The sequence below is a fragment of the Pseudomonas sp. Q2-TVG4-2 genome, assembly GCF_013620795.1.
Classification (GTDB): domain Bacteria; phylum Pseudomonadota; class Gammaproteobacteria; order Pseudomonadales; family Pseudomonadaceae; genus Stutzerimonas.
In genome coordinates, this window is sequence record NZ_LGLW01000010.1 from 81,015 (window position 1) to 103,498 (window position 22,484).

At 59.7% G+C, this 22,484-nt stretch carries 20 protein-coding genes and 1 pseudogene; 4 read left to right on the forward strand and 17 right to left on the reverse strand.

The annotated features are described in order from the left end of the window. Window positions 1-46 precede the first annotated feature (46 nt). From purF to leuC, 13 genes and pseudogenes are all read right to left on the reverse strand, one after another. Entirely contained in the window at window positions 47-1,552 is a 1,506-nt protein-coding gene (gene purF / locus H3028_RS18990; RefSeq protein WP_181298780.1) for an amidophosphoribosyltransferase, read from the reverse strand. Window positions 1,553-1,639: 87 nt separating this feature from the next. After that, window positions 1,640-2,152: a CvpA family protein gene (locus H3028_RS18995; protein WP_181298781.1), complete on the reverse strand. Its 513-nt coding sequence runs from the start codon at window positions 2,150-2,152 to the stop codon at window positions 1,640-1,642. A gap of 131 nt (window positions 2,153-2,283) precedes the next feature. Next, window positions 2,284-2,910 (reverse strand): SPOR domain-containing protein, encoded by a 627-nt coding sequence (locus H3028_RS19000; protein WP_181298782.1) that lies wholly within the window; start codon window positions 2,908-2,910, stop codon window positions 2,284-2,286. Then, a complete protein-coding gene (gene folC / locus H3028_RS19005) occupies window positions 2,894-4,198 on the reverse strand; it encodes a bifunctional tetrahydrofolate synthase/dihydrofolate synthase (RefSeq protein WP_181298783.1) in 1,305 nt (434 codons plus the stop codon). Before folC ends, H3028_RS19000 begins: the two co-directional genes overlap by 17 nt. Continuing rightward, window positions 4,195-5,088 carry an acetyl-CoA carboxylase, carboxyltransferase subunit beta gene (accD, locus tag H3028_RS19010; protein ID WP_181298784.1) on the reverse strand — a complete coding sequence of 298 codons (894 nt, stop codon included), beginning with the start codon at window positions 5,086-5,088 and terminating at the stop codon, window positions 4,195-4,197. The genes folC and accD overlap by 4 nt, the downstream gene beginning before the upstream one ends. A 223-nt stretch (window positions 5,089-5,311) precedes the next feature. Then, window positions 5,312-5,935, reverse strand: coding sequence for a phosphoribosylanthranilate isomerase (locus H3028_RS19015; RefSeq protein ID WP_181298785.1), 624 nt, complete (start codon window positions 5,933-5,935; stop codon window positions 5,312-5,314). Between the two features lie 134 nt (window positions 5,936-6,069). Then, on the reverse strand, window positions 6,070-6,933 hold the full coding sequence (truA, locus tag H3028_RS19020; protein WP_181298786.1) for a tRNA pseudouridine(38-40) synthase TruA: 864 nt from the start codon (window positions 6,931-6,933) through the stop codon (window positions 6,070-6,072). A gap of 2 nt (window positions 6,934-6,935) precedes the next feature. After that, complete coding sequence (locus H3028_RS19025) at window positions 6,936-9,647, reverse strand: FimV family protein (RefSeq protein ID WP_181298787.1); 2,712 nt, start codon at window positions 9,645-9,647, stop codon at window positions 6,936-6,938. A gap of 148 nt (window positions 9,648-9,795) precedes the next feature. Next, window positions 9,796-9,893: pseudogene (locus tag H3028_RS21665) on the reverse strand (N-acetyl-gamma-glutamyl-phosphate reductase); the annotation flags it as partial. A gap of 410 nt (window positions 9,894-10,303) precedes the next feature. Further along, complete coding sequence (asd, locus tag H3028_RS19030; RefSeq protein WP_181298788.1) at window positions 10,304-11,416, reverse strand: aspartate-semialdehyde dehydrogenase; 1,113 nt, start codon at window positions 11,414-11,416, stop codon at window positions 10,304-10,306. A 179-nt stretch (window positions 11,417-11,595) separates the two neighbouring features. Further along, window positions 11,596-12,678 (reverse strand): 3-isopropylmalate dehydrogenase, encoded by a 1,083-nt coding sequence (leuB, locus tag H3028_RS19035; protein ID WP_181298789.1) that lies wholly within the window; start codon window positions 12,676-12,678, stop codon window positions 11,596-11,598. A 108-nt stretch (window positions 12,679-12,786) separates the two neighbouring features. Further along, window positions 12,787-13,434: a 3-isopropylmalate dehydratase small subunit gene (gene leuD, locus H3028_RS19040; protein ID WP_181298790.1), complete on the reverse strand. Its 648-nt coding sequence runs from the start codon at window positions 13,432-13,434 to the stop codon at window positions 12,787-12,789. Between the two features lie 10 nt (window positions 13,435-13,444). After that, a complete protein-coding gene (gene leuC / locus H3028_RS19045) occupies window positions 13,445-14,872 on the reverse strand; it encodes a 3-isopropylmalate dehydratase large subunit (RefSeq protein ID WP_181298791.1) in 1,428 nt (475 codons plus the stop codon). A gap of 183 nt (window positions 14,873-15,055) precedes the next feature. Between leuC and H3028_RS19050 the strand changes: the two genes are divergently transcribed. After that, window positions 15,056-15,922: a LysR family transcriptional regulator gene (locus tag H3028_RS19050; protein WP_181298792.1), complete on the forward strand. Its 867-nt coding sequence runs from the start codon at window positions 15,056-15,058 to the stop codon at window positions 15,920-15,922. A gap of 128 nt (window positions 15,923-16,050) precedes the next feature. Beyond that, entirely contained in the window at window positions 16,051-18,987 is a 2,937-nt protein-coding gene (locus H3028_RS19055) for a GGDEF domain-containing phosphodiesterase (protein WP_181298793.1), read from the forward strand. A 51-nt stretch (window positions 18,988-19,038) separates the two neighbouring features. On the opposite strand, the gene H3028_RS19060 is transcribed toward H3028_RS19055, so the two are convergent. Then, entirely contained in the window at window positions 19,039-19,485 is a 447-nt protein-coding gene (locus H3028_RS19060) for an Hsp20 family protein (protein ID WP_181298794.1), read from the reverse strand. Window positions 19,486-19,599: 114 nt separating this feature from the next. Here H3028_RS19060 and H3028_RS19065 point away from each other — a divergent pair, with 114 nt between their 5' ends. After that, complete coding sequence (locus H3028_RS19065) at window positions 19,600-20,346, forward strand: SDR family oxidoreductase (protein WP_181298795.1); 747 nt, start codon at window positions 19,600-19,602, stop codon at window positions 20,344-20,346. On the opposite strand, the gene H3028_RS19070 is transcribed toward H3028_RS19065, so the two are convergent. The 3 genes from H3028_RS19070 to H3028_RS19080 form a co-directional block, all read right to left on the reverse strand. Further along, entirely contained in the window at window positions 20,343-21,317 is a 975-nt protein-coding gene (locus H3028_RS19070; protein WP_181298796.1) for a tRNA-dihydrouridine synthase, read from the reverse strand. The two genes, H3028_RS19065 and H3028_RS19070, sit on opposite strands and share 4 nt — an antisense overlap. A gap of 81 nt (window positions 21,318-21,398) precedes the next feature. Beyond that, entirely contained in the window at window positions 21,399-21,701 is a 303-nt protein-coding gene (locus H3028_RS19075) for a hypothetical protein (RefSeq protein ID WP_181298804.1), read from the reverse strand. 29 nt (window positions 21,702-21,730) lie between these two features. After that, a complete protein-coding gene (locus H3028_RS19080; RefSeq protein ID WP_181298797.1) occupies window positions 21,731-22,054 on the reverse strand; it encodes a hypothetical protein in 324 nt (107 codons plus the stop codon). Between the two features lie 166 nt (window positions 22,055-22,220). On the opposite strand from H3028_RS19080, the gene H3028_RS19085 reads away from it, so the two are divergent. Next, window positions 22,221-22,406, forward strand: a complete 186-nt coding sequence (locus H3028_RS19085) for a hypothetical protein (protein ID WP_181298798.1) — start codon at window positions 22,221-22,223, stop codon at window positions 22,404-22,406. The last annotated feature ends 78 nt before the right edge of the window (window positions 22,407-22,484 follow it).

Sequence of the window (22,484 nt, forward strand, 5' to 3'; positions counted from 1 at the left end):
GTCGTTCCCATCCTGAGCCGAGGCGGCGATGCCGCCGAGTTATCGATCAGTTGTTGTATAGGTCGATGATGGCATTGCTCGCAACGCCCTTGTTCTTACTCAGGTCGTTGCGTGCCTGCTCGATTTTATGCAGGTAGGCATCATCGATATCGCCGGTCACATACTTGCCATCGAATACAGCGCAATCGAAGCTCTCTATCTTCACCTTACCGCCACCAACCGCATCGATAAGGTCAGGAAGATCCTGATAGATCAGCCAGTCGGCGCCAATCAATTCGGCGACTTCTTCGGTACTGCGATTATGGGCGATAAGCTCATGCGCGCTGGGCATGTCGATGCCATAGACGTTCGGGTAGCGGACCGCCGGCGCAGCGGAACAGAAATAGACATTCTTCGCGCCCGCCTCGCGGGCCATCTGAATGATCTGCTTACAGGTGGTACCGCGCACGATAGAGTCGTCCACCAGCATGACGTTCTTGCCGCGAAATTCGAGATCGATGGCGTTGAGCTTCTGTCGCACCGATTTCTTGCGTGCTGCCTGACCCGGCATGATGAAGGTCCGACCGATATAACGGTTCTTGACGAAGCCTTCGCGGAATTTCACACCCAGGCGGTTGGCCAGTTCCAGCGCCGCCGTGCGGCTAGTGTCGGGAATCGGGATGACAACATCGATATCGTGATCAGGGCGCTCACGGAGAATCTTGTCAGCTAGCTTCTCACCCATGCGCAGGCGCGCCTTGTACACCGAAACGCCGTCCATCAGGGAGTCGGAACGCGCTAGATAAACATGCTCGAAAATGCAGGGCGCATAGTGAGGATTGGGTGCGCACTGGCGGGTATGCAACTTGCCATCCGCAGTGATGTAGACCGCCTCGCCCGGCGCTAGATCGCGGATCAGCGAGAAGCCCAGCACGTCCAGCGCAACGCTTTCGGACGCGATCATGTATTCGACGCCCTGGTCAGTATGACGCTGGCCGAACACGATTGGGCGAATTGCATGCGGATCGCGGAAGCCGACAATGCCATAACCGGTCACCATGGCGACCACCGCATAGCCACCGACACAACGCTCATGCACCTTTGCCACCGCCGCGAACACATCCTCCTCGGTGGGCTGCAGCTTGCCACGCACGGCCAGCTCATGCGCGAACACGTTGAGCAGTACCTCCGAATCGGAATTTGTGTTCACGTGACGCAGGTCCGACTCGTAGATCTCTTTGGTCAGTTGATCGACGTTGGTCAGGTTGCCGTTATGCGCCAGTGTGATGCCATAAGGCGAGTTCACATAGAACGGCTGCGCCTCCGCCGAGCTGGAGCTGCCCGCGGTGGGATAGCGCACGTGACCAATCCCCATGTTGCCGACCAGACGCTGCATGTGACGCTGCTGAAACACGTCGCGGACCAGCCCGTTATCCTTGCGCAGGAACAGCTTGCCGCCGTCGCTGGTCACGATTCCGGCTGCGTCCTGCCCACGGTGTTGCAGTACGGTAAGCGCGTCATACAACGCCTGATTGACGTTCGACTTACCGACGATGCCGACAATGCCACACATGCAAGGAACCTCTCAGTTGTTACAGGCTGATCCGGACATGGGGCAGGCTTGAAGGCCCTAGGCACGCCCGTCGTAGTAAAGCTCGTCTCAGCCGGAAGCATCGAGCGAGCCGGCCACCCATTGGCTTCCAAACCCGAGGATCAGGTTCTTTGACCAGTCGGCAACCAACAGAAAATGCGGCAGCAGTGTCGATTCACGCCACCAGGGGTCCTGCTGGACAGGTGCTAGGCTGAGCAGACCAACCAGCACCACGATTAGCAACCCACCTCGAGCCGCACCAAACACCATTCCGAGAAAGCGATCCGTGCCAGACAGGCCGGTTACCCGAACCAGCTCTCCGATGAGAAAGTTAATCAACGCGCCGACCAACAAGGTTACGACGAACAGAATCGCGCATGCCGCGATGACTTGAAACGAGGGCGTACTGATGAAGTCGGCAAGATGGTGAGACAGCGCACCACCGAACATCCAGGCGACGACGCCAGCAATGATCCAGGTGAGCAGGGAAAGCGCTTCCTTGACGAAACCGCGCTTCAAACTGATCAGGCTGGAGATGACCACAACGGCGATGAACGCCCAATCGACCCAGGTGAATGTCACAGGGTTTCCTGCACATGAGAAAGGCGGCACATTTTAGCAGAGCACCTGCCAAGGAGTAAGCATTGCGAGCTTGCTCTTACTGGCAGGCGGATTCGAGGAGACTGAAAACCAGCCTGGACGGCGGACCAGCTTCAGCCCTGCTCAGGTTTGAAGCGCACAACGAAGCCGTCCAATTTCTGCTGTCGCTGCAACTGATCACGAAGGCGATTGGCTTCTGCCCGCTCCACTAACGGCCCAACAAACACACGATTCATCCCGTCCGCAGTGCGTATATAGGCGTTATAGCCCTGGGAACGCAGCGTTTTCTGCAGCTTTTCGGCGTTCTCTCGATTGGACAGGCTCGCCAGCTGAACCGACCAGCTGACTGGAAGGTTCGCCGTATCCAGTCGCTTTTCTTTAGTCGCTTCCCGTGTAGCCGGCTGCATCTGGACAGTAGCCGGTTCAGATTCGGACTCTGGCTCAACAAGGACCGGGGCAGGATCGATGGGCGCGGCGGGCGCGTCAGGCTCGGCTACCGGTCCCTCCTCAATGATCTCAAACTTTTCCGGGATAGGCTCAACCTCCGGCTCGGGCACCTCGACAGGCTGCATCTCGATCGCCGGCGCAGCAGGCGCTTCGGGCATTGCCGGCGCATCCACAGCAATCTGCTGGTTGGCATCTTCACGATTGAAAAGCATCGGAACGAATATAACTGCCAACGCAACAAGCACAAGCGCACCAACGATACGCTGCATCAATCCTTTATCCACCATGACCATGCCCTCCACTCGCTGCGTGCAGATCAAGCCAGGCCAGCGCTTCAGCCACGCAATAAAAAGATCCGAACAGCACTATCTCGTCCCCCTCGACAGCCTGATCACACTGCCGCTCGAGCGCCTGAGCTATTCCCGGGTAGATAGTGACGTCCGCACCCCTCTCCATCAACACCGAACTTAGCTCGGCCGAAGTGCGCGAGCGAGATGTCCGCAGCGGAGCAACCGCCCAGATATCCACAACCGGCAGCATTTCATCGAGCACGCCAGTCAGATCCTTGTCTGCCAATAGACCGAACACCGCGAGCCTGCGTCCAGGCTTCGCCTGCAACTGAAGTTGCCGGGCCAGATAGGCGGCGGCGTGCGGATTGTGCCCGACGTCGAGCAGTATCAACAGATCACGACCCTTCCAGCGGATCGCTCGGCGATCCAGCCGCCCGGCAACCCGGGTGTTCCGCAACGCCTCGATTAACCGCTCCGGCTGCCAGGATGGCTCGAGCAGTGCAAATGCCTGCAATGCCAACGCCGCGTTTTCTAGCGGTAACACGAGCATCGGCAGATTTCTGAGTGTCAGCGGATGACCAGCCCCGTTCCTGCCGTGCCAGTGCCAACAGCCTGCTCCTTTTTCAAGATCGAAATCGCGCCCACGCACGAGCAAGGGGACAGCCGACTGAGTTGCATAGTCCAGCATGATAGCCGGCGGGGCAGGATCACCGCATACGGCAGGCTTTGTGGAACGGAATATTCCGGCTTTTTCGAACGCCACGCTCTCGCGCGTAGTGCCCAGCCATTCGGCGTGATCCAGGCCGATATTGGTGACCACCGCCACGTCCGCATCGATCAGGTTCACCGCATCGAGACGCCCGCCGAGGCCGACCTCCAGCACCACGGCGTCCAGTGCCTCACGCTCGAAAAGCCAAAAAGCGGCCAAGGTGCCCATCTCGAAATAGGTCAGGGAAACGGAGCCGCGGGCGCACTCAACCGCTTCAAACGCCTCGCACAGCGCATCGTCACTGGCATCGGTTCCATTGAGACGCACGCGTTCGTTGTAGCGCAACAGATGCGGTGAGCTGTAGACGCCCACGGTCTTGCCCTGCTCTGCCAGCATCGCGGCGATAAAAGCGCAGGTCGATCCCTTGCCGTTGGTACCGGTGACAGTTACGACTTGTGGAGCCGGACGGGTGAGTCCAAGCCTTGTCGCCACCATGCGGCAGCGATCGAGGCCCATATCGATCGCGGTAGGATGCAGCTGCTCGAGATAATCGAGCCAATCCTGCAGGCTCCGCCGGATCATGCGCCAGCCGTCACCCGAGCAGGTTCCCCAGGGGTTGGCAGCTGCTGCAGCTGCGCCAGGAGACGTGACAGACGAGCGCGCAGCTCAGCGCGCGGAATGATCAGGTCGATCGCACCATGATCAAGCAGGAACTCACTGCGCTGGAATCCTTCCGGAAGCTTCTCGCGCACGGTCTGCTCGATGACCCGAGGCCCAGCAAAGCCGATCAACGCCTTGGGCTCCGCGACGATGACATCGCCGAGCATGGCCAGACTAGCCGACACGCCACCATAAACCGGGTCCGTCAGCACGGAGATGAAGGGCAATCCCTCTTCGCGCATCCGGGCCAGCACCGCGGACGTCTTCGCCATCTGCATGAGAGAGATCAAAGCTTCCTGCATCCGGGCACCGCCAGAAGCGGCGAAACAGACCAACGGACAGCGCTGCTCAAGCGCAGCATTGGCCGCGCGAACGAAGCGCTCGCCGACGATCGCGCCCATGGAGCCACCCATGAAGGAGAACTCGAACGCACAGGCCACGACTGGCATGTGCATCAAGGTCCCGCGCATGGCGATCAGCGCATCCTTTTCACCGGTCTGCTTCTGTGCCGCAGCGAGGCGATCCTTGTACTTTTTGCTGTCACGAAACTTCAGACGGTCGACAGGCTCGAGGTCGGCGCCGATCTCTTCGCGCCCTTCCTTGTCGAGAAAGATATCCAGACGCGCGCGCGCATCGATACGCATGTGGTGCTGGCATTTTGGGCAGACGTCCAGTGTCTTCTCCAGCTCCGGACGATACAGCACCGCCTCGCATGACGGGCACTTGTGCCACAGGCCTTCGGGCACTGAGCTTTTCTGCGTTTCCGAGCGCATGATCGAAGGGATCAGCTTGTCTACCAGCCAGTTGCTCATGCTTTTATTCTCCACAGCTTGTCAGTCCCGCGCGTAACGACTGCACGCACCGGCGAAAATCATTATTGCGACCGGTCTCCAGTCGGAGCTCACTGCGTCGCGCATGCGATAGCCCAAAGGGCGCTGTCGCTGAAACTCGACTATCGTCCGGTCATGGGACGGCATCGATGGCGGGTCCGCCTATCCAGCGAATGGTAACTGGACGGCAATGACCCGCCGTTCGTCACATCGCCGCTCTTACCAACCGAACGAATTCACGAATGTCTTCGGCATTCTTGATGCCCTTGCTCATCTCTACTCCACCGCTTACATCAACGGCAAAGGGTTGCACGCTGGCCAGAGCCTGCTGGATATTCCGCGGGGTTAACCCGCCCGCTAGGATCAGTGGCTTGGGCAGATCCGCTGGGATCAACGACCAGTCGAATACCTCGCCCGTCCCACCGGGAACGCCGGCGACGAACGTATCGAGAAGAATCGCACTGGCCCCAGCATAGCGGGCGGCCTGCATCCGAATATCCTCACCAGCCTTGACTCTGAGCGCCTTGTACCAAGGGCGATGAAAACCTTCGCAATCGGCGGGTGCTTCATCGCCATGAAACTGGAGCATATCCAGCGGCACAGCATCGAGGGTTTCGTTGACTTCGCAACGCGAGGCGTTGACGAACAAGCCAACAGTCGTCACGAAAGGCGGCAGCGCAGCGATAATCATGCGCGCCTGCTGGACACTTACCGCTCGCGGGCTCTTTGCATAGAACACCAAGCCGATTGCGTCCGCTCCGGCTTCAGCCGCAACGAGCGCGTCCTCAACGCGGGTGATCCCACATATCTTGCTACGAACGATAGGCAACGGCAGGCACCTTCGATGAAAGATCCCGGATGGTAACAAAAGCGCCACAGGCTGCAACCAGCATCGTTCTGCAAGGTGGCAAGCCGAACGAGCCAACCGCACTCCCGCTGGCTTGCCATGGGCGCGGTATCAGCTCAGGGGTTTCGAACATCCGGCAGGCCAGATAAAAAGTGCGGCCCGAGATAGCGCTCAGGTAGCTGGAACTGGTCCGGGTAGTCCACCTGGACGAGATACAGCCCGTAGGGATGCGCCGTTACGCCGCCAGTTCTTCTTATCCGCGACTCCAACACTTCCTGAGCCCACTCCACTGGACGCTCCCCCGCGCCGATGGTCATCAACACCCCCGCGAAGTTGCGCACCATATGATGCAGAAAGGCATTTGCTCGAACGTCGATCACAATAAGCCGCCCATGCTCGAGCAGCTCAAGATGATGGATGGTTTTGATCGGCGATTTGGCCTGGCACTGGCGCGCCCGGAAGGCACTGAAATCGTGAGTACCAACGAAGGCCCTGGCCGCTTCGCGCATTCGGGCGATATCCAGCGGACGATGGTTCCAGGTCACCTCTTCGGCGAGGTGTGCGGGTCGAATCTGGTCATTGTAGATAACGTAGCGATAACGACGCGCCATGGCACTGAAGCGTGCATCGAAGCTTTTCGGCATTTCCTTGGCCCAAGTCACGCTGATATCACCGGGCAGATTCATGTTCGCACCCATGACCCAAGCGTGCATGGAGCGTGTCACCGGCGTATCGAAGTGCACGACCTGCGCGCACGCGTGAACGAGCGCATCGGTGCGTCCTGCACAACTCAGCACTACTGGATGACCGCCGGCCACCGTGCTTAATGCGCGTTCTAGTGAGAGCTGAATAGACGGCACGCCATCGCGTTGTCGCTGAAACCCCCGATAGCGAGAGCCCTTGTATTCAACCCCGAGGGCGATTCTAAAAACGTCAGCGGCAGCCAATGGGGCTGCCGCTTCAGGTATTGCATCAGTCATGGCTAGGCTAGTTTGGCGATCATCTCGCGCGCCTCTTGCTGTTGAGTATCGCTACCCTCGTTCATTACCTCATCGAGGATATCGCGAGCACCTTCCGCATCGCCCATATCGATATAGGCGCGAGCGAGATCCAGCTTGGTGGTGGTTTCATCAGTATCCGAGAAGAAATCGAAGTCATCATCCAGCGCCTCGGAGGACGAATCTACAGGTTCGATCGCAGCCGCTGGTGCCACTACCGGCTGATCGGACGACTCCTCAAGGTCTCGCGACAGATCGTCAAGTTCAGCCTCGACTTCATCCAGTTCCGAGGCGAGGTTTCCTGAGGCCTCTTCTTCGCTTGCTTCGCCATCCAGCGACAGGTCGAATTCCTCCGGCATGCTAGCCGGCTGCACCGACTCGGAGAGCTCGAAGTCAAAATCATCAGCCGGATCGATCGCGGCGGGCTTCGACGGCTCGTCTTCAAGACTCAGCAGCAGTTCGTCGTCCACGGTAGAAGTCGTCGGCTGATCGTCCAGATCGAGCGAGAAGCCGGCCAATTCGTCCTCAAGGGAGACTTCGTTCGACTTAGGCGACTCATCCAGATCGAAAGAGAAGTCACCACTGGTCTGTTCCTGAGCTTCAGCGTCGAGACTGAACTCATCAAAGTTAAACTCACCCAGCTCCGACCCGGCCTCACCAGCCGGCGGCCGCGCAGTGTCAGCCAGCGCGTCATTCAGCGCCAGATCGTCCAGACTCAGATCAAAGGAATCGTCCTTATCTTGCTCGACAGCAGAGGTAGGCTCTTCAAGCTCCAGATCGTCCAGGCTGAAACTCTCGAAATCATCATCACTTGCCGATGCTGCCGCGGCGGCGCCAGCGCCTGCCGCAACGGCCATCGCGGGATATCTAGCCTTCGTCTGCTCGATAGCAGCCAAGGAACCGCCAATTTCGCGAAGCTCTGCTTCCTGCCGAGCGAAACCATCACGATCACCGAGCTCGGCGTAAACCTCCATGAGTTTCAGACGCAGATCACTGCGCTGCGGCTCATCGTTCAATGCGTTCTGCAGCAGATCGGCGGCCTGATTGAAACGACCGTAAGCGATATAAACGTCCGCCTCGGCAAGCGGATCGCTGCCAGCACCGGCAGGCAACTCGGACGAATGCCCATCGGCATCCAGCCCAACGCCTTGATCAACGGACTCGCTGTTCGATGTCTCGAGGTCCCGTTGCGCCACGTAGAAAGCGTCCGGCGCATTGTCAGCCATTAGGCTTTCCTGTAGTTCCGCCTCTTTCATGGCGTTGCGGCGAGACAAAGCCATCAACCCGACCAGCAACAGCAGCAGCGCACTGCCACCCAGAACACCAAGCAGTACGGGGTTGGCCAACACTTCGTCGACGTAGCTATCGCCCTCAGGTTCTTGTGTAGCAGCGGCCGGCGCTGCGACTGGGGGAGCTGCGGGCGTCTCGGCGGCTGGCTTCGAGGCTTCTGCCGCAGTTGCTTCCGTATCGACGCTTGTTTCTGGTGCGGTTTCGATGGCTTCCGGCGCTACGGCTGTGCTTGAGCCAACCCCTTCGTCCGAGGGGCTTACCGGCGCTCCAGTGTCTGCACCCGCTTCTGCCCCTGCCGCAAGTTGAGCCTGCAACTTGGCAAGCTGGTCATCCTTCAGTTGCATGATGCGCTGCAGCTTGTCCAACTGGCCCTGCAGGTCATTTAGACGATCCTTGAGATCGACGTTCTCGCGACGGCTGGAATCGAGGCTTTCCTCCGTAACCGCTAGCTTGTCACGCAACGCGTTCGCGTCATTTCCAGTCCCGGTGTCGCTACCGGTGGTGGACTCACCGGTTTCCGGCGCGACCAAGCGGAGATTGTCGCCCGATTCGCTACGAGAGGGCGCCGCCCCGGCCGAACCACGCTGGGTGGCATCGAGCTGACGAGTACCCGTTGCCGCAGAACCAGCAGCTTGGCGCCAGCTAGCGTTCTGCTGTGCGACCTGCTGAATCGCTTCCGCCTGCGACCGACGGCCAATTTGTTCGGCGTTCGGCAAGCGAAGCACCTGGCCATTCATCATGCGGTTGATATTGCCGCCGATGAAAGCGTCCGGATTCAGGTCCTGGATCGCCAGCATGGCCTGGTGCACGGCCCCACCCTGACGCGCTCGCTCGGCTATCTCCCAGAGCGTGTCATTGGGTGTGACTTTGTATTCGCCTTGTTGCGCAGAAGCGCCGGATGACACCGGTGCCGGCCGGGCCGTCTGGCGAGGCGTCGAGGCAGGACGAGAAGCCGGGGCCGCAACCGGCAGTTGAGGCGCAACAGACGCCGCAATCTGCGGGGAATAGAGCGGCGGATCGAGCAGCAACGTGTATTCGCGCAGCAGGCGGCCGCTGGGCCAGAGCACCTCGATGAGGAAATTCAGATAGGGCTCACGAACCGGTTTGGTCGATGACACCCGAATGACGCTTTTTCCATCAGGTCGCAAAACAGGGGTAAAGGTGAGGTCTGTCAGAAAGTACTGGCGATCAACCCCCGCCCGATTGAAGTCTTCCGCGGATGCCAGAACCGGGACCACTTCACCCGGTGCCAGTGTCTTCGCGTCCAGCAGTTCGATTTCCGCTACCAATGGTTGATTCAATGCGGATTTCAGCGTGACCTCTCCCAGCCCCAGCGCGTAAGCCATTTCGGAAGTCAGCGCGGTAGCAGCCGCGATTGCCAGCACCAGATTGCGAACCCGAACCATTATGTAATCCCTTGTTTAACTTTTCTCGGATCTTCGAGAGGGTCTTATAGTCACTGCCTGCGCCCGCCAGGTGGCGGTCCCCCGTCAGCGATAAGCCTAAACAGCGTTGTCAGCTAGAATAGTTCTTCGAATTTCCAGTAAGTATCTTTTACAGATAGTGTTTTATCAACAACTCACCCGACCGCGCGGCATTGCCCGCCGCGCCTTTTCGCAGTTATCAGACTCAATCCACAAATTACGTTCGCACCGCTTCGGGCAAGTCCAATGCGATCGTCGAGCAGTCTCGGGCATCATTGCCGTTAAAAAAGGCTCGCTGTAGACGAAGTCAGCACTAGAGTCGAAATTCGCCCGCCAAGCCAGCGCGATGTCGGCAGCGAACGAAGTCCCGCCACTTTCCAGCAATTGCGCGACGCCATAGCAGCACGACAAGCGCGAGCCTATAAACAATCGAACGCAGATGAATCGTCGGCAACCGAAAGGCTGACACTGTAGCCGAAACCGTTCGCCCGGCAGAGCAATTAAGGCTTAACCCGACGAGTCGCGCGATATAACGAGGATCCTTTCGCTGCATCGTGACCTTGCAAGCCGAATGCCTTTTGGCGGCCGTAAAAAAAGCGCCGCAGCATCGCCGGGGCGCTTCCAGACTTCTTCCGGATTTATCGCTCCAGAAGGATGCGAAGCATACGGCGCAACGGCTCGGCCGCGCCCCAGAGCAGCTGATCACCCACAGTGAACGCACCCAGGTAATGCGAGCCCATGTTCAGCTTACGCAGTCGGCCCACCGGAACACTCAAGGTGCCGGTTACCGAGGTCGGACTCAGCTCCTGCATGCTCGCGTCACGATGATTCGGGACGAGCTTAACCCATGGATTGTGCTGACTGATCATGCCTTCGATATCCGAGATGGGCACGTCCTTGTTCAGCTTGATGGTCAGTGCCTGGCTGTGGCAACGCATCGCGCCGACGCGCACGCAGATTCCATCGACCGGAATTGGGCTCTTGAATCGACCGAGAATTTTGTTGGTTTCCGCCTGCGCTTTCCACTCCTCACGGCTTTGCCCGTTCGGCAGTTCCTTGTCGATGTAAGGGATCAGGCTACCAGCCAGCGGAACCCCGAAATTATCTACCGGGAATGTTTCGGAGCGCTGGCATTCAGCTACCTTGCGATCGATTTCCAGGATAGCGCTGGCCGGATCTGCAAGCTCATCGGCAACCGACGCATTAATGCTGCCCATCTGCTTGATCAGCTCGCGCATATTCTGCGCACCGGCACCGGAGGCAGCCTGGTAGGTCATGGCGCTCATCCAGTCGACCAAACCATTCTCGAAGAGACCGCCGAGGCCCATGAGCATCAGGCTGACGGTACAGTTACCGCCGATATAGTTGCGGATACCCGCGTCCAGCTGGTGGTCGATGACCTTGCGATTGACCGGATCGAGCACGATGACGGCATCGTCCGCCATGCGCAGCGTCGACGCCGCATCGATCCAGTAGCCTTTCCAGCCGGCTTCACGCAGCTTAGGGAAGACCTCACTGGTGTAATCGCCACCCTGGCAGGTGAGAATCACGTCCAAGGTTTTCAGTTCATCGATGCTGTAGGCATCTTTCAGCGGAGCAATGTCCTTGCCTATCGAAGGGCCCTGACCGCCGACGTTGGAAGTGGTAAAGAACACCGGCTCGATCAGGTCGAAATCCCGCTCTTCCAGCATCCGCTGCATGAGGACGGAACCAACCATGCCGCGCCACCCGATCAGACCTACACGTTTCATCACAAACTACACCTATATATATGTGGCCCGCCTGGCAGGCCGTCGATAACAAGATACGCTTTCGGGTTCGAAAGCGAGAGCATGCTGCTTAGCCAGCTACGCCTCGCCTCACTCGACGTTTCCGCCTAGCCGTCGCCCCGCAAGCTCTATCAACGGCCGGTGCACCGGGGCCAGAGAGATTACAACTTCGAGAGCGCCGCGACTACTGCGTCGCCCATCGCCTGGGTATTGGCTTTTTGACAGCCTTCGGACCAGATATCACCGGTGCGCAGCCCTTGGTCGAGCACGTTGCTGACAGCCTGCTCGATCGCATTGGCGGCAGCGATCTGGTTGAAGCTGTAGCGAAGCATCATCGAAACCGAGAGGATCGTCGCCAGCGGATTGGCGATGCCCTTGCCCGCGATGTCCGGAGCCGACCCATGGCAAGGCTCGTACATACCCTTGCTGTTGGAATCGAGGGACGCGGACGGCAGCATGCCGATGGAGCCGGTCAACATGGAAGCCTCATCCGACAGGATGTCGCCAAACATGTTGTCAGTGACGATCACATCGAATTGCTTCGGTGCACGTACCAGCTGCATCGCTGCGTTGTCGACGTACATGTGGCTGAGTTCGACATCCGGGTAATCCTTGCCGACCTCCTCGACCACCGCGCGCCACAATTGGCTAGATGCCAGTACATTGGCCTTGTCCACTGAGCAAAGCTTCTTACTGCGGACCCGTGCCATATCGAAACCGACTTTGGCAATCCGACGGATCTCGCTTTCACTGTAGGGCAGTGTGTCGTACGCCATGCGCTCGCCGTTCTCCAACAGCTTGCTCTCGCGTGGCTGGCCAAAGTAGATACCGCCGGTCAGCTCACGAACGATGAGGATATCCAGACCGGACACGATTTCCGGCTTCAGGCTGGAGACCTCGGCCAGCTGTGGATACAGCAGCGCCGGACGCAGATTGCCGAACAGCCCCAGCTGCGAACGGATCTTCAGCAGACCGCGCTCGGGGCGGATGGCTGGGTCTATCGTGTCCCACTTAGGCCCGCCGACCGCGCCTAGCAGGATGGCATCCGCGGCGCGAGCGCGCTCCAGAGTCTCATCGGCCAGCGGCACGCCGTACTTATCGACCGCAGCCCCACCCAGCTCGTCATAGCTCAGCTGGAAATCGAGCTGGAACTTGTCATTAGCCAGCTCCAGCACCTTGACTGCTTCGGCCATGATCTCAGGGCCGATACCGTCGCCGGGGAGGATCAAAATCTGTTTAGACATTTGTTGTCCTTTGAAAAGTGATGCGTCGTAGGGTGGGCATCAGCCCACCGTGCGGTATTTTGGTGACTGGTGGGCTGAAGCCCACCTACCTATGGGTTCGACTTGCGCTTACTTAATAGCGCCGAACAGCCAGGGCTGACTCTGCTGATGCCGGGCCTCGAAGGCCCTGATGGCATCGGTGTCCTGCAGTGTGAGGCCAATATCGTCCAAGCCATTGAGCAGGCAATGCTTGCGGAACGCATCGACTTCGAAGCTGTACTGCCTTCCATCCGGTCGGGTTACGGTCTGCGCTGCCAGATCCACGGTGAGCTGATAACCCTTAGCGGCTTCGGCCTGCTCGAACAGCTCGTCGACCTCTTCTTCTTCCAGCACGATGGGCAACAAGCCGTTCTTGAAGCTGTTGTTGTAGAAAATGTCAGCAAAGCTCGGCGCGATAATCGTGCGGAAGCCATACTCTTCGAGCGCCCAGGGTGCGTGCTCACGGGAGGAGCCGCACCCGAAGTTTTCGCGCGCGAGCAGGACACTGGCGCCCTGATAACGCGGAAAATTCAACACGAATTCCTGATTCACCGGGCGGTTCGAGCAGTCCTGATTGGGCTGCCCGACGTCCAGATAACGCCATTCGTCGAACAGGTTCTGACCAAAGCCGGTGCGCTTGATCGACTTGAGAAACTGCTTCGGAATGATTTGATCGGTATCGACGTTGGCGCGATCGAGCGGCGCGACAAGACCGGTGTGCTGGGTGAATGCTTTCATGTCGGTCTCCTCAGGCCTGGATCAGTTCACGTACATCGATGAAACGGCCGGTTACGGCAGCCGCGGCAGCCATCGCTGGGCTCACCAGATGCGTTCTGCCACCAGCTCCCTGGCGGCCTTCAAAGTTGCGATTGGACGTGGAGGCGCAATGCTCGCCACTCCCCAGCTTGTCCGGATTCATGGCCAGGCACATGGAGCAACCCGGTTCGCGCCATTCGAAACCAGCTTCGAGGAAGATCTTGTCCAGCCCTTCCGCCTCCGCTTGCTTTTTAACCAACCCCGAACCCGGCACGACCATCGCCTGTTTGACCGTAGCAGCGACCTTGCGGCCCTTGGCCACTTCGGCAGCAGCGCGCAAGTCTTCAATGCGCGAGTTGGTGCATGAGCCGATGAATACGCGATCGAGCTGAATATCAGTGATCGGCTGATTGGCGCGCAGGCCCATGTACTTCAGCGCACGGCTGATGGAGTCGCGCTTGACTGGGTCAGCCTCGGCAGCCGGATCCGGCACGCTCTGATCGACTGCCAGGACCATTTCCGGCGAGGTGCCCCAGCTCACTTGCGGCTTGATGTTTTCGGCCTTCAGCTCGACAACGGTATCGAATACCGCATCTTCGTCGGAGACCAGGTCCTTCCAGGCCACCACGGCGCGCTCCCAATCGGCCCCTTTGGGTGCATAGGGGCGTCCCTCGACATAGGCAATGGTCTTCTCGTCGGCTGCCACCACACCCACGCGTGCGCCGGCCTCGATGGACATGTTGCAGATGGTCATGCGGCCTTCCATCGACAGGTCGCGGATCGCGCTACCGGCGAACTCCAGCGCATGGCCGTTGCCGCCAGCGGTTCCGATCTTGCCGATCACTGCCAAGACGATGTCCTTGGCCGTCACGCCGAAGGGCAACTTGCCCTCGACGCGCACCTGCATGTTCTTCATTTTTTTGGCGACCAGGCACTGGGTGGCGAGCACATGCTCGACCTCGGAAGTACCAATGCCGTGGGCCAGCGCGGCGAATGCGCCGTGCGTTGAGGTGTGCGAATCGCCACAGACGACCGTCATGCCCGGCAGCGTCGCGCCCTGCTCCGGGCCGATGACATGGACGATGCCCTGGCGTACGTCGTTCATCTTGAATTCAAGGATGCCGAAGTCATCGCAGTTCTCGTCCAGCGTCTGCACCTGAATACGCGAGACCTCGTCGGCGATGGCTTCTAAGCCGCCCTGACGCTCGGCCTTGGTGGTCGGCACGTTGTGATCCGGGGTCGCGATATTGGCGTCGATGCGCCACGGCTTGCGGCCGGCCAGACGCAGCCCCTCGAAGGCCTGTGGCGAGGTCACTTCGTGGAGAATATGACGATCGATATAGATCAGCGACGAGCCATCATCGCGACGTTTGACCTCATGCATTTCCCAAAGCTTGTCGTAGAGCGTTTTGCCGGCCATCGGACGTTTCCTCATCAGTGCGTTGGGCAATGGCCCTTTTGCTTATGGGGTTGATCCTATGGGCTAGCGTCGAATTACTCAAATTCATATTTTTCATTCGATGCATTCCATACTGGAATAGCTCTATGCTGCTCCGACGTCGTCGCAAACATGCGCCAAACCGACCCGCCCGGAGCTAAGCTGATGGACCTCGCCAGCCTCAACGCCTTTATCGCCATCGCCGAGATGGGCAGCTTTTCGCTGGCTGCCGAGCGCCTGCATCTGACTCAGCCTGCCGTAAGCAAACGCCTGGCGACGCTGGAATCACAGCTGAATGTCCGGCTATTCGATCGACTGGGGCGTGAGATCGGGCTGACCGAGGCAGGCAGAGCACTGCTTCCTCGCGCCTATCAGATTCTCAATGTACTGGACGATACCCGCCGTGCGCTGACCAACCTCAACGGTGACGTCAGCGGGCGGCTGTGCCTGGCAACCAGCCACCACATCGGTCTGCATCGCCTGCCGCCATTGCTGAGGGCGTTCACCCGCGCCTACCCGGACGTGAATCTGGATATCCGCTTTCTTGATTCGGAAATCGCCTACGAAGAAATTCTGCATGGCCGCGCCGAGCTCGCGGTGATCACCCTGGCGCCACAAACGGCGGCGCCGGTGCGTGCCAAGAAGGTTTGGGACGATCCGCTGGACTTCGTCGTGGCGCCCGAACATCCATTGGCGCAAAAAGCCAGTATCAGCCTGGCGGACATTGCCGATTATCCCGCGGTATTCCCGGGCGGCAACACCTTCACCCACCATATCGCTCATCGGCTGTTCGAGCGCGAGGGCCTTACGCCGAACATCACGATGAGCACCAATTACATGGAGACGATCAAAATGATGGTATCCATTGGCATCGCCTGGAGCGTGCTGCCCCGCACCATGCTCGACGAACAGGTGGTGCGCTTGCCCCTGCCGGGAATCCAGCTATCAAGGCAGCTCGGCTACATCACGCATACCGAGCGCACCCTATCGAATGCGGCCAAGGCCTTCATGTCATTGTTGGATGCCGACTAACCGCACTTGCACTTTGCCATTAGCAACGGATAAGTTCGGGACATAACAACAAGGTCATCCGAATTCCATGAGCATCGTCTGTCATCGACCAAACCGCGCTTTCTTGATCCACCCGATCGAGGCCGTTCATGCTGCCTCCTGAGCCGCGACACAACGCCAGCGCAAACGAAGCAGCGACGCCCTGGCAGGATGCCGCCCGCCTGCTGTCGGTACTCGACGATGCAGGGCTCGGCGTCTGGTCCTGGGACCTTCAACGCGGCATCGTGCATTGGTCCCTCGGCACCGGCAGGCTTTTCGGACTCACGGAACCACTCGTCGAAATTACCGAGAATTTTTACCTGAGCCTCATCGCGGCGGAAGACCGCCCCCTGATCGAGGCCATCGTCCGCTCCGCGTTCAAGGGCCGCGAGTCGCGTTTACGCTTTCGCCACCGGGTACGCTGGCCGGACTCGAGCGAGCGCTGGCTGGAGATTGAAGGCCAACAACAGAACAGCGGCACCAAGCCCTCGATGCTGGTGGGCATCATTCGCGACATCACCGATCAGCATGTCCAGGCCCAAGCCCTCGAAGACAGCCAAGAGCGCCTGGAACTGGCGCTGGCATCGGCAGAGCTGGGCCACTGGGAGTGGCATATCCCCGGCGACCGACTCTATGCCTCGGCTCGGGCTTCTGAATTGCATGGCATCGTCGACGGGCCCTTTGACGGGTCGTTTCGCGAATTTTTCCGCAGCGTCGCGGCCGACAACCGGCAGACCATGCGCGACGCCTACAGCGACCTGCTCGCCGGGCGGCGCCAGACATATCAGGCTACCTACCAGGCGGAACATCCGAACGGCACGGCACGGCATCTGGAAAGCACCGCCAAACTGTACCGTGATGAACACGGCGCGCCGCTGCGGATGGCCGGCATTATCATCGACGCCACCGAGCGGGTCCTTCGCGAACAACACCTTGCCGCATCCGAAGCCAAGTTCTCCGCCTTGTTCCAGGGCAGCCCTGATCCCATCTCGCTCTCGCGCATCCGCGACGGCATGTTCATCGACATCAACCCGAGCTTCAGCGCCGTGTTCGGCTGGCAGAGCAGTGAGATCGTAGGTCGCTCAGCCCCCGAAGTGGGAATCTGGCGCGATGAGGCACAGCGACAGGCGCTCTACCAGCAGCTGACTCGCGATCAGCGCCTGGAGAACGCCGAGGCGCAGTTTCGCACCAAGAGCGGTCAGTACGTCACCTGCGTGGTCTCAAGCCGTTTCATCCGAATCGATCGGCGGCTGTGCATCGTCACGACCTTTCGCGACATCACCAAGCGCCAGCAGGCCGAGGCGGCGCTGAAGGTCAGCGAAGCCAAGTTCGCGACAGCGTTTCACTCCAGCCCCGACGCCATCATCATCAGCGAGCGCAGCACGGGGCGTTTCATCGAGGTCAACGAGGGTTTCCACCGCCTCTCCGGCTACCGTCCAGAGGAGGCCATCGGTCGGACTTCCGCCGAGCTGGGCGTCTGGCCTGGCGCCCAACGTCAGGAACTGCTCGCACTGTTGGAGCGCGACGGTCGGGTAGCCAACTGGGAGATGGTTGGCCAGGATCGTTATGGCAGACCCAAGCACATCGAAGTATCGGTCGAGCCGATTGAACTCAACAACGTTGATTGCCTGCTGTTGTCAGCACGAGATATCAGCCAGCTGAAGGCTGCTCACGCGCAGATTCAACACCTGGCCTATCACGACCCACTGACCAACCTGCCCAACCGTGCACTGCTGATGGATCGTTTGACCCAGCAGACCGCGCTACACAAACGTCACGATTTGCGTGGCGCCTTGCTGTTTCTCGATCTTGACCACTTCAAGCACATCAATGACTCGCTCGGGCATCCCGTCGGCGATGCCGTGTTGAAGATGATCACCGCCCGCCTCGAAGCCAGCACCCGCCAAGAGGACACCGTCGCCCGCCTCGGTGGCGATGAGTTCGTCGTGCTGTTGACCGGGCTGAGCGGCAAGCGCTCGGAGGTGAAGCGCCATGTTCGTCAGGTCGCTGAAAAGCTGCGTACCCTGCTCGCCGAGCCCATGGTGTTCGAGGGCAACCGGCTGCAGGTCACCCCAAGCATCGGCATTGCCTTGATGCCGGACCACGGCGACACCCCGGCCGATCTACTGAAGCGGGCCGACATCGCGCTGTACCGGGCCAAGGACGCCGGACGCAACGCCATCCAGCTGTTTCGTACGACGATGCAGGAGGCCGCTAGCGCGCGTCTGATGCTGGAGAGCGAACTGCGCCTGGCGTTGCAACGCAACGAGTTGGAACTGCATTTGCAACCCCAGGTAGATGCGCGCTCAGGTGCAGTGATTGGCGCCGAGGCCCTCCTGCGTTGGCAGCACCCGGAACATGGCGTGCGTTCGCCTGCCCAGTTCATCGATGTGCTGGAAGAAAGCGGCCTGATCGTCGAAGTCGGCGACTGGGTGATAAAGGAAGCCTGCCGAATCGGGGCTTCGCTGTTAGCCGGCGGGCTTGTGCATCCCGACACTTTCAGCCTCTGCGTCAACATCAGCCCGCGCCAATTCCGTCAGAACGAATTTGTCGAACGCACCCTCGAGGCGCTGAAGGCCGCCGGGTTTCCATACAAGATGATCAAGCTTGAAATCACCGAAGGCATCGTGATTCAGAACCTGGACGACACGATTGCCAAGATGCGACGCCTCTGCCGACACGGGGTGAGCTTTGCGATGGACGATTTCGGCACTGGCTACTCCTCGCTCACCTATCTGAAGCGCCTGCCGGTAAATCTACTGAAGATCGATCAGTCCTTCGTTCGAGACGCGCTGGAGGACCCCAATGACGCCGAGATCATTCGCGCAATCGTTGCAATGGCCCGGAGCCTCGGATTGGAAGTGATCGCCGAAGGTGTCGAGCAACAGGCGCAGCTCGATCTGTTGCAACTGCAGGGATGCCATTTGTATCAGGGCTATTTATTCAGCCGTCCGCTGCCGTTGGCCGAGTTCACTCACCTCCTGAGACGCCATACAGACGACCGCTCGGCAATGACTGAACCTGAAAAACGAAACCCCGCCGGGTAGCGGGGTTCGTCATCAGCCGGAGGGCGCTTTACGACGCCCTCACTTGCCAGATCAGGCCTTTTCCAGCGCCAGGTGCTCACCGTTGATCGGGATGCGCTTAGGCTTGGCCTCCTCCGGCACGACGCGTTCGAGTGCGATACTCAACAGGCCGTTGTTGAGCGCCGCGCCTTTGACCTCTATATGGTCGGCGAGGCGGAACGAGAGCTTGAAGGCCCGCTGGGCGATGCCCTGGTGCAGGTAGGTGACATCGTCACCGCCGTTCTCGCGCTTGCCGCCACTGATGGTCAGTACGCCACGTTCAACCTGTAAGTCCAGATCAGATTCCTGGAAACCGGCGGCTGCTACGATGATGCGGTACTGATCATCGCCGTGCTTTTCCACGTTGTAAGGTGGAAATGAGCTGCTCGCATCGTTGCGCAGAGCCGACTCGAACAGGTCATTGAAACGATCGAAGCCAATGGACTGGCGAAACAGTGGAGCCATCGAAAAACTAGTCATCTTGCTATCTCCTGATATCAGCGAGTGGTTCATCCAGGACCCGAATTTGGCATCCTGTGATGCCCTAAATAGGAACCGCCCGTAGATTTTCAAGACCGTTCGTCGGAGTTTTCTATGTCCAGAGTCATGCTAATCACGGGTGCCAGCCGAGGGATAGGCGCCGCCACTGCCAGGCTTGCAGCGAGCGAAGGCTATGCGCTGTGTCTGAATTACCACCACCGCCAGGACGCCGCACAGCAACTGCTCGAAGAGCTTCAACGTAACGGCACCCGAGCCATCGCGATCGCCGCCGACGTTGCTGACGAGGCGCAAGTCGCGAGCCTGTTCGCCGCGATCGATGACGAGTTCGGCAGGCTCGACGTGCTGGTCAATAATGCCGGCATGTTGGAGCCCCAGATGCGCCTGGACGAAATGAATGCGGCGCGGCTGGCGCGGGTGTTCGCAGTCAATGTGACCGGCAGTTTTCTCTGCGCGCGTGAGGCAGTAAAACGCATGTCGACCCGCTACGGCGGAGACGGCGGAGCCATCATCAACGTCTCGTCGATCGCAGCGAAACTCGGCGCGCCCAACGAATACATCGATTACGCAGCCGCCAAAGGCGCGATCGACAGCATGACCCTTGGCCTGGCCAAGGAGGTGGCCGCCGAAAGTATTCGGGTCAACGCCGTGCGGCCTGGGGTGATCCGCACGGAGATCCACGCCAGCGGGGGTGAGCCCGGGCGCGTTGAACGCGTCAAGGTCAGCGTGCCCATGGGCCGTGGTGGTGAGGCCGAAGAAGTGGCTGAAGCGATTCTCTGGCTCGCCAGCGAAAAGGCCAGTTACATCAGCGGCGCTCTGTTGGACGTTAGTGGCGGGCGCTAGATGGCCGCGTCGAAACCCGGCGCCTTGCTGTCGATACCCAACAGTGCGTCGAGTCGCTCGCAATCGTTCTCCCGCCGTAACAGGGCGAAGAGCGAAACCGCTTGCGGGTAGCTGCGGGTGAGCATGGACAGCCACTGTTTGAGGCGGCCCGGAGCATAGCGCGGGGAAATCTTGCGGCGCGCCTGTAGCCAGAAATCGGCGAGCAACGGCTGCAACTCTTCCCAGCTCATCGGCTCGACGGCTGCACCGCTTTTCGCTGCACTGATCTGACGGGCCAGGTCCGGCCGGCAGACCAATCCGCGACCCAACATGATGTCCTCGACACCACTGACCTCGCGGCAGCGACGCCAGTCTTCCAGCGACCAGATATCGCCATTGGCAAACACGGGTATCGTGACCACTTCCTGAACTTTGGCGATCCACTCCCAGTGCGCGGGGGGCTTGTAGCCATCCACCTTGGTCCGAGCATGCACCACCAGCTGCTCGGCGCCGCCGTCGACCAATGCGCGGGCACAGTCGAGCGCGCCATCTGGACTGTCAAAACCCAACCGCATTTTGGCCGTAACCGGAATATGCGCGGGTACCGCCTTGCGCACTTCCCGCAGAATCGAGTGCAGCAGCTCGGGCTCCTTGAGCAGCACAGCACCACCACGCGACTTATTGACAGTTTTGGCCGGGCAACCGAAGTTGAGGTCGATGGCGGGCGCACCGAGCGTACAGGCGAAGGCGGCATTGTCGGCCAGGCAAAGCGGATCAGAGCCCAGCAATTGGACACGCAGCGGCGTGCCGGCTCGGGTCACGGCGCCGCTATCGAGCTCCGGCGCGAGCTTGTGGAAGCTGGACGCCGGCAGCAATCGATCCGAGACGCGAATAAACTCAGTCACGCACCAATCGACTCCGCCGATTCCGGTCAGGACGTCGCGAAGGATCTCATCCACCAGCCCTTCCATCGGCGCCAAGGCAATTTGCATCAGATCGGCCCATCGGAAAAAGGCCGCATTGTACGGAGCCATGGCGCGCTTAGGAACGTTCCGCGCATGCCTTCTGGAAGGCTACTGTTCCGTCTCGTCTTCGCGGTTTTCGATGGTGTCGGTTCCGGTTGTTGCACCCATACCGCCGGTGGTTCCGGTGGTTCCGGTACCCATCGTGCCGACTCCAGCCTCGGCCCCGTCTTCCCCGGGTCGGTCATTCACGTTGCCCGGCTCGCCCAGCCCCGCATCCCGGATTTCTGAGGATGGTTGTTCCATCGCCTCGGTTCCGGTGGTGGACGGGTTGGTCAGGTCGCCATCAGCATCAGCCAACGTAACGCCAGAGGCAAACATCAGGCCGGCGCCCATCAACAGGATTCTGTTCATTACGTGCTCCTCCGCTTCTATCGATTCGATCAATCGTCGTTTCGATCATTCAGGGTCCGACGCGGGCGATGCTCCATATCAGTGTCGTTGTCGCCATGACCCGATTCGTCATAGGTCTTATGCGTCCGCTGGTCCCCGCCTTCGTCGCGATCCTCGTCGGGGCGTTCGGGTAGTCGTTTGATCCCCTCGCCAAGGCCCATGGAGCTATTGCCCAAGGTGCGATCGGCCGCGCCAGTGTTCTGCGTCAACTGAGTGCCATTGGAAACTGCAGGATCAATTGGCTCGGCAGCAGCGCCTGTCATCGCGAAGAGCCCAGCCACGGATCCAAGCGCGATCAGCAGATAAGTCCGCATACCTCCTCCTTTACAGAGTTTGCGACAGTCTTTAGGCAGCTGGACGCTCCAGCCGTGCACCCGTCGATCCAGGTGGCCGACCAATGGCAAGCGGAACCGTTAGCCCAGGGCTGGGGTCCCACTTGACAGAGAGCAGTTGATTGTCAGGTTAGAAAGGAATCCAACAATGATCACACCGGCACTGGTAATCCTATTAATCATCATCGGCTGGGGCGCCGCGGCCTTCGCGATGCTGTGGGGGATGTTGCGGATCGCTCGTTATCATCACAAGCCCGCTCCGGAAGCGCCCCAGTGCCGGCAACTTCCGGCCGGGAAGACGGCGTCAGGCATCAACGTTTCGCTAAGCGCTTGAAGAAAAAGAAGCTTTACGCAATTAAGCCGTGACAGGACGGCCGAAAGCTGTAGAATGCCGCCTCACAGACGCGGGATG

What these genes read in the sequence shown, in the direction of transcription:
- purF (WP_181298780.1), bottom strand. Translation starts at nt 1,552, where the DNA reads ATGTGTGGCATTGTCGGCATCGTCGGTAAGTCGAACGTCAATCAGGCG.
- H3028_RS19000 (WP_181298782.1), bottom strand. Translation starts at nt 2,910, where the DNA reads ATGGTCATGGTGGATAAAGGATTGATGCAGCGTATCGTTGGTGCGCTT.
- folC (WP_181298783.1), bottom strand. Translation starts at nt 4,198, where the DNA reads ATGATCCGGCGGAGCCTGCAGGATTGGCTCGATTATCTCGAGCAGCTG.
- accD (WP_181298784.1), bottom strand. Translation starts at nt 5,088, where the DNA reads ATGAGCAACTGGCTGGTAGACAAGCTGATCCCTTCGATCATGCGCTCG.
- truA (WP_181298786.1), bottom strand. Translation starts at nt 6,933, where the DNA reads ATGACTGATGCAATACCTGAAGCGGCAGCCCCATTGGCTGCCGCTGAC.
- H3028_RS19025 (WP_181298787.1), bottom strand. Translation starts at nt 9,647, where the DNA reads ATGGTTCGGGTTCGCAATCTGGTGCTGGCAATCGCGGCTGCTACCGCG.
- asd (WP_181298788.1), bottom strand. Translation starts at nt 11,416, where the DNA reads ATGAAACGTGTAGGTCTGATCGGGTGGCGCGGCATGGTTGGTTCCGTC.
- leuB (WP_181298789.1), bottom strand. Translation starts at nt 12,678, where the DNA reads ATGTCTAAACAGATTTTGATCCTCCCCGGCGACGGTATCGGCCCTGAG.
- leuD (WP_181298790.1), bottom strand. Translation starts at nt 13,434, where the DNA reads ATGAAAGCATTCACCCAGCACACCGGTCTTGTCGCGCCGCTCGATCGC.
- leuC (WP_181298791.1), bottom strand. Translation starts at nt 14,872, where the DNA reads ATGGCCGGCAAAACGCTCTACGACAAGCTTTGGGAAATGCATGAGGTC.
- H3028_RS19050 (WP_181298792.1), top strand. Translation starts at nt 15,056, where the DNA reads ATGGACCTCGCCAGCCTCAACGCCTTTATCGCCATCGCCGAGATGGGC.
- H3028_RS19055 (WP_181298793.1), top strand. Translation starts at nt 16,051, where the DNA reads ATGCTGCCTCCTGAGCCGCGACACAACGCCAGCGCAAACGAAGCAGCG.
- H3028_RS19060 (WP_181298794.1), bottom strand. Translation starts at nt 19,485, where the DNA reads ATGACTAGTTTTTCGATGGCTCCACTGTTTCGCCAGTCCATTGGCTTC.
- H3028_RS19065 (WP_181298795.1), top strand. Translation starts at nt 19,600, where the DNA reads ATGTCCAGAGTCATGCTAATCACGGGTGCCAGCCGAGGGATAGGCGCC.
- H3028_RS19070 (WP_181298796.1), bottom strand. Translation starts at nt 21,317, where the DNA reads ATGCAAATTGCCTTGGCGCCGATGGAAGGGCTGGTGGATGAGATCCTT.
- H3028_RS19075 (WP_181298804.1), bottom strand. Translation starts at nt 21,701, where the DNA reads ATGAACAGAATCCTGTTGATGGGCGCCGGCCTGATGTTTGCCTCTGGC.
- H3028_RS19080 (WP_181298797.1), bottom strand. Translation starts at nt 22,054, where the DNA reads ATGCGGACTTATCTGCTGATCGCGCTTGGATCCGTGGCTGGGCTCTTC.
- H3028_RS19085 (WP_181298798.1), top strand. Translation starts at nt 22,221, where the DNA reads ATGATCACACCGGCACTGGTAATCCTATTAATCATCATCGGCTGGGGC.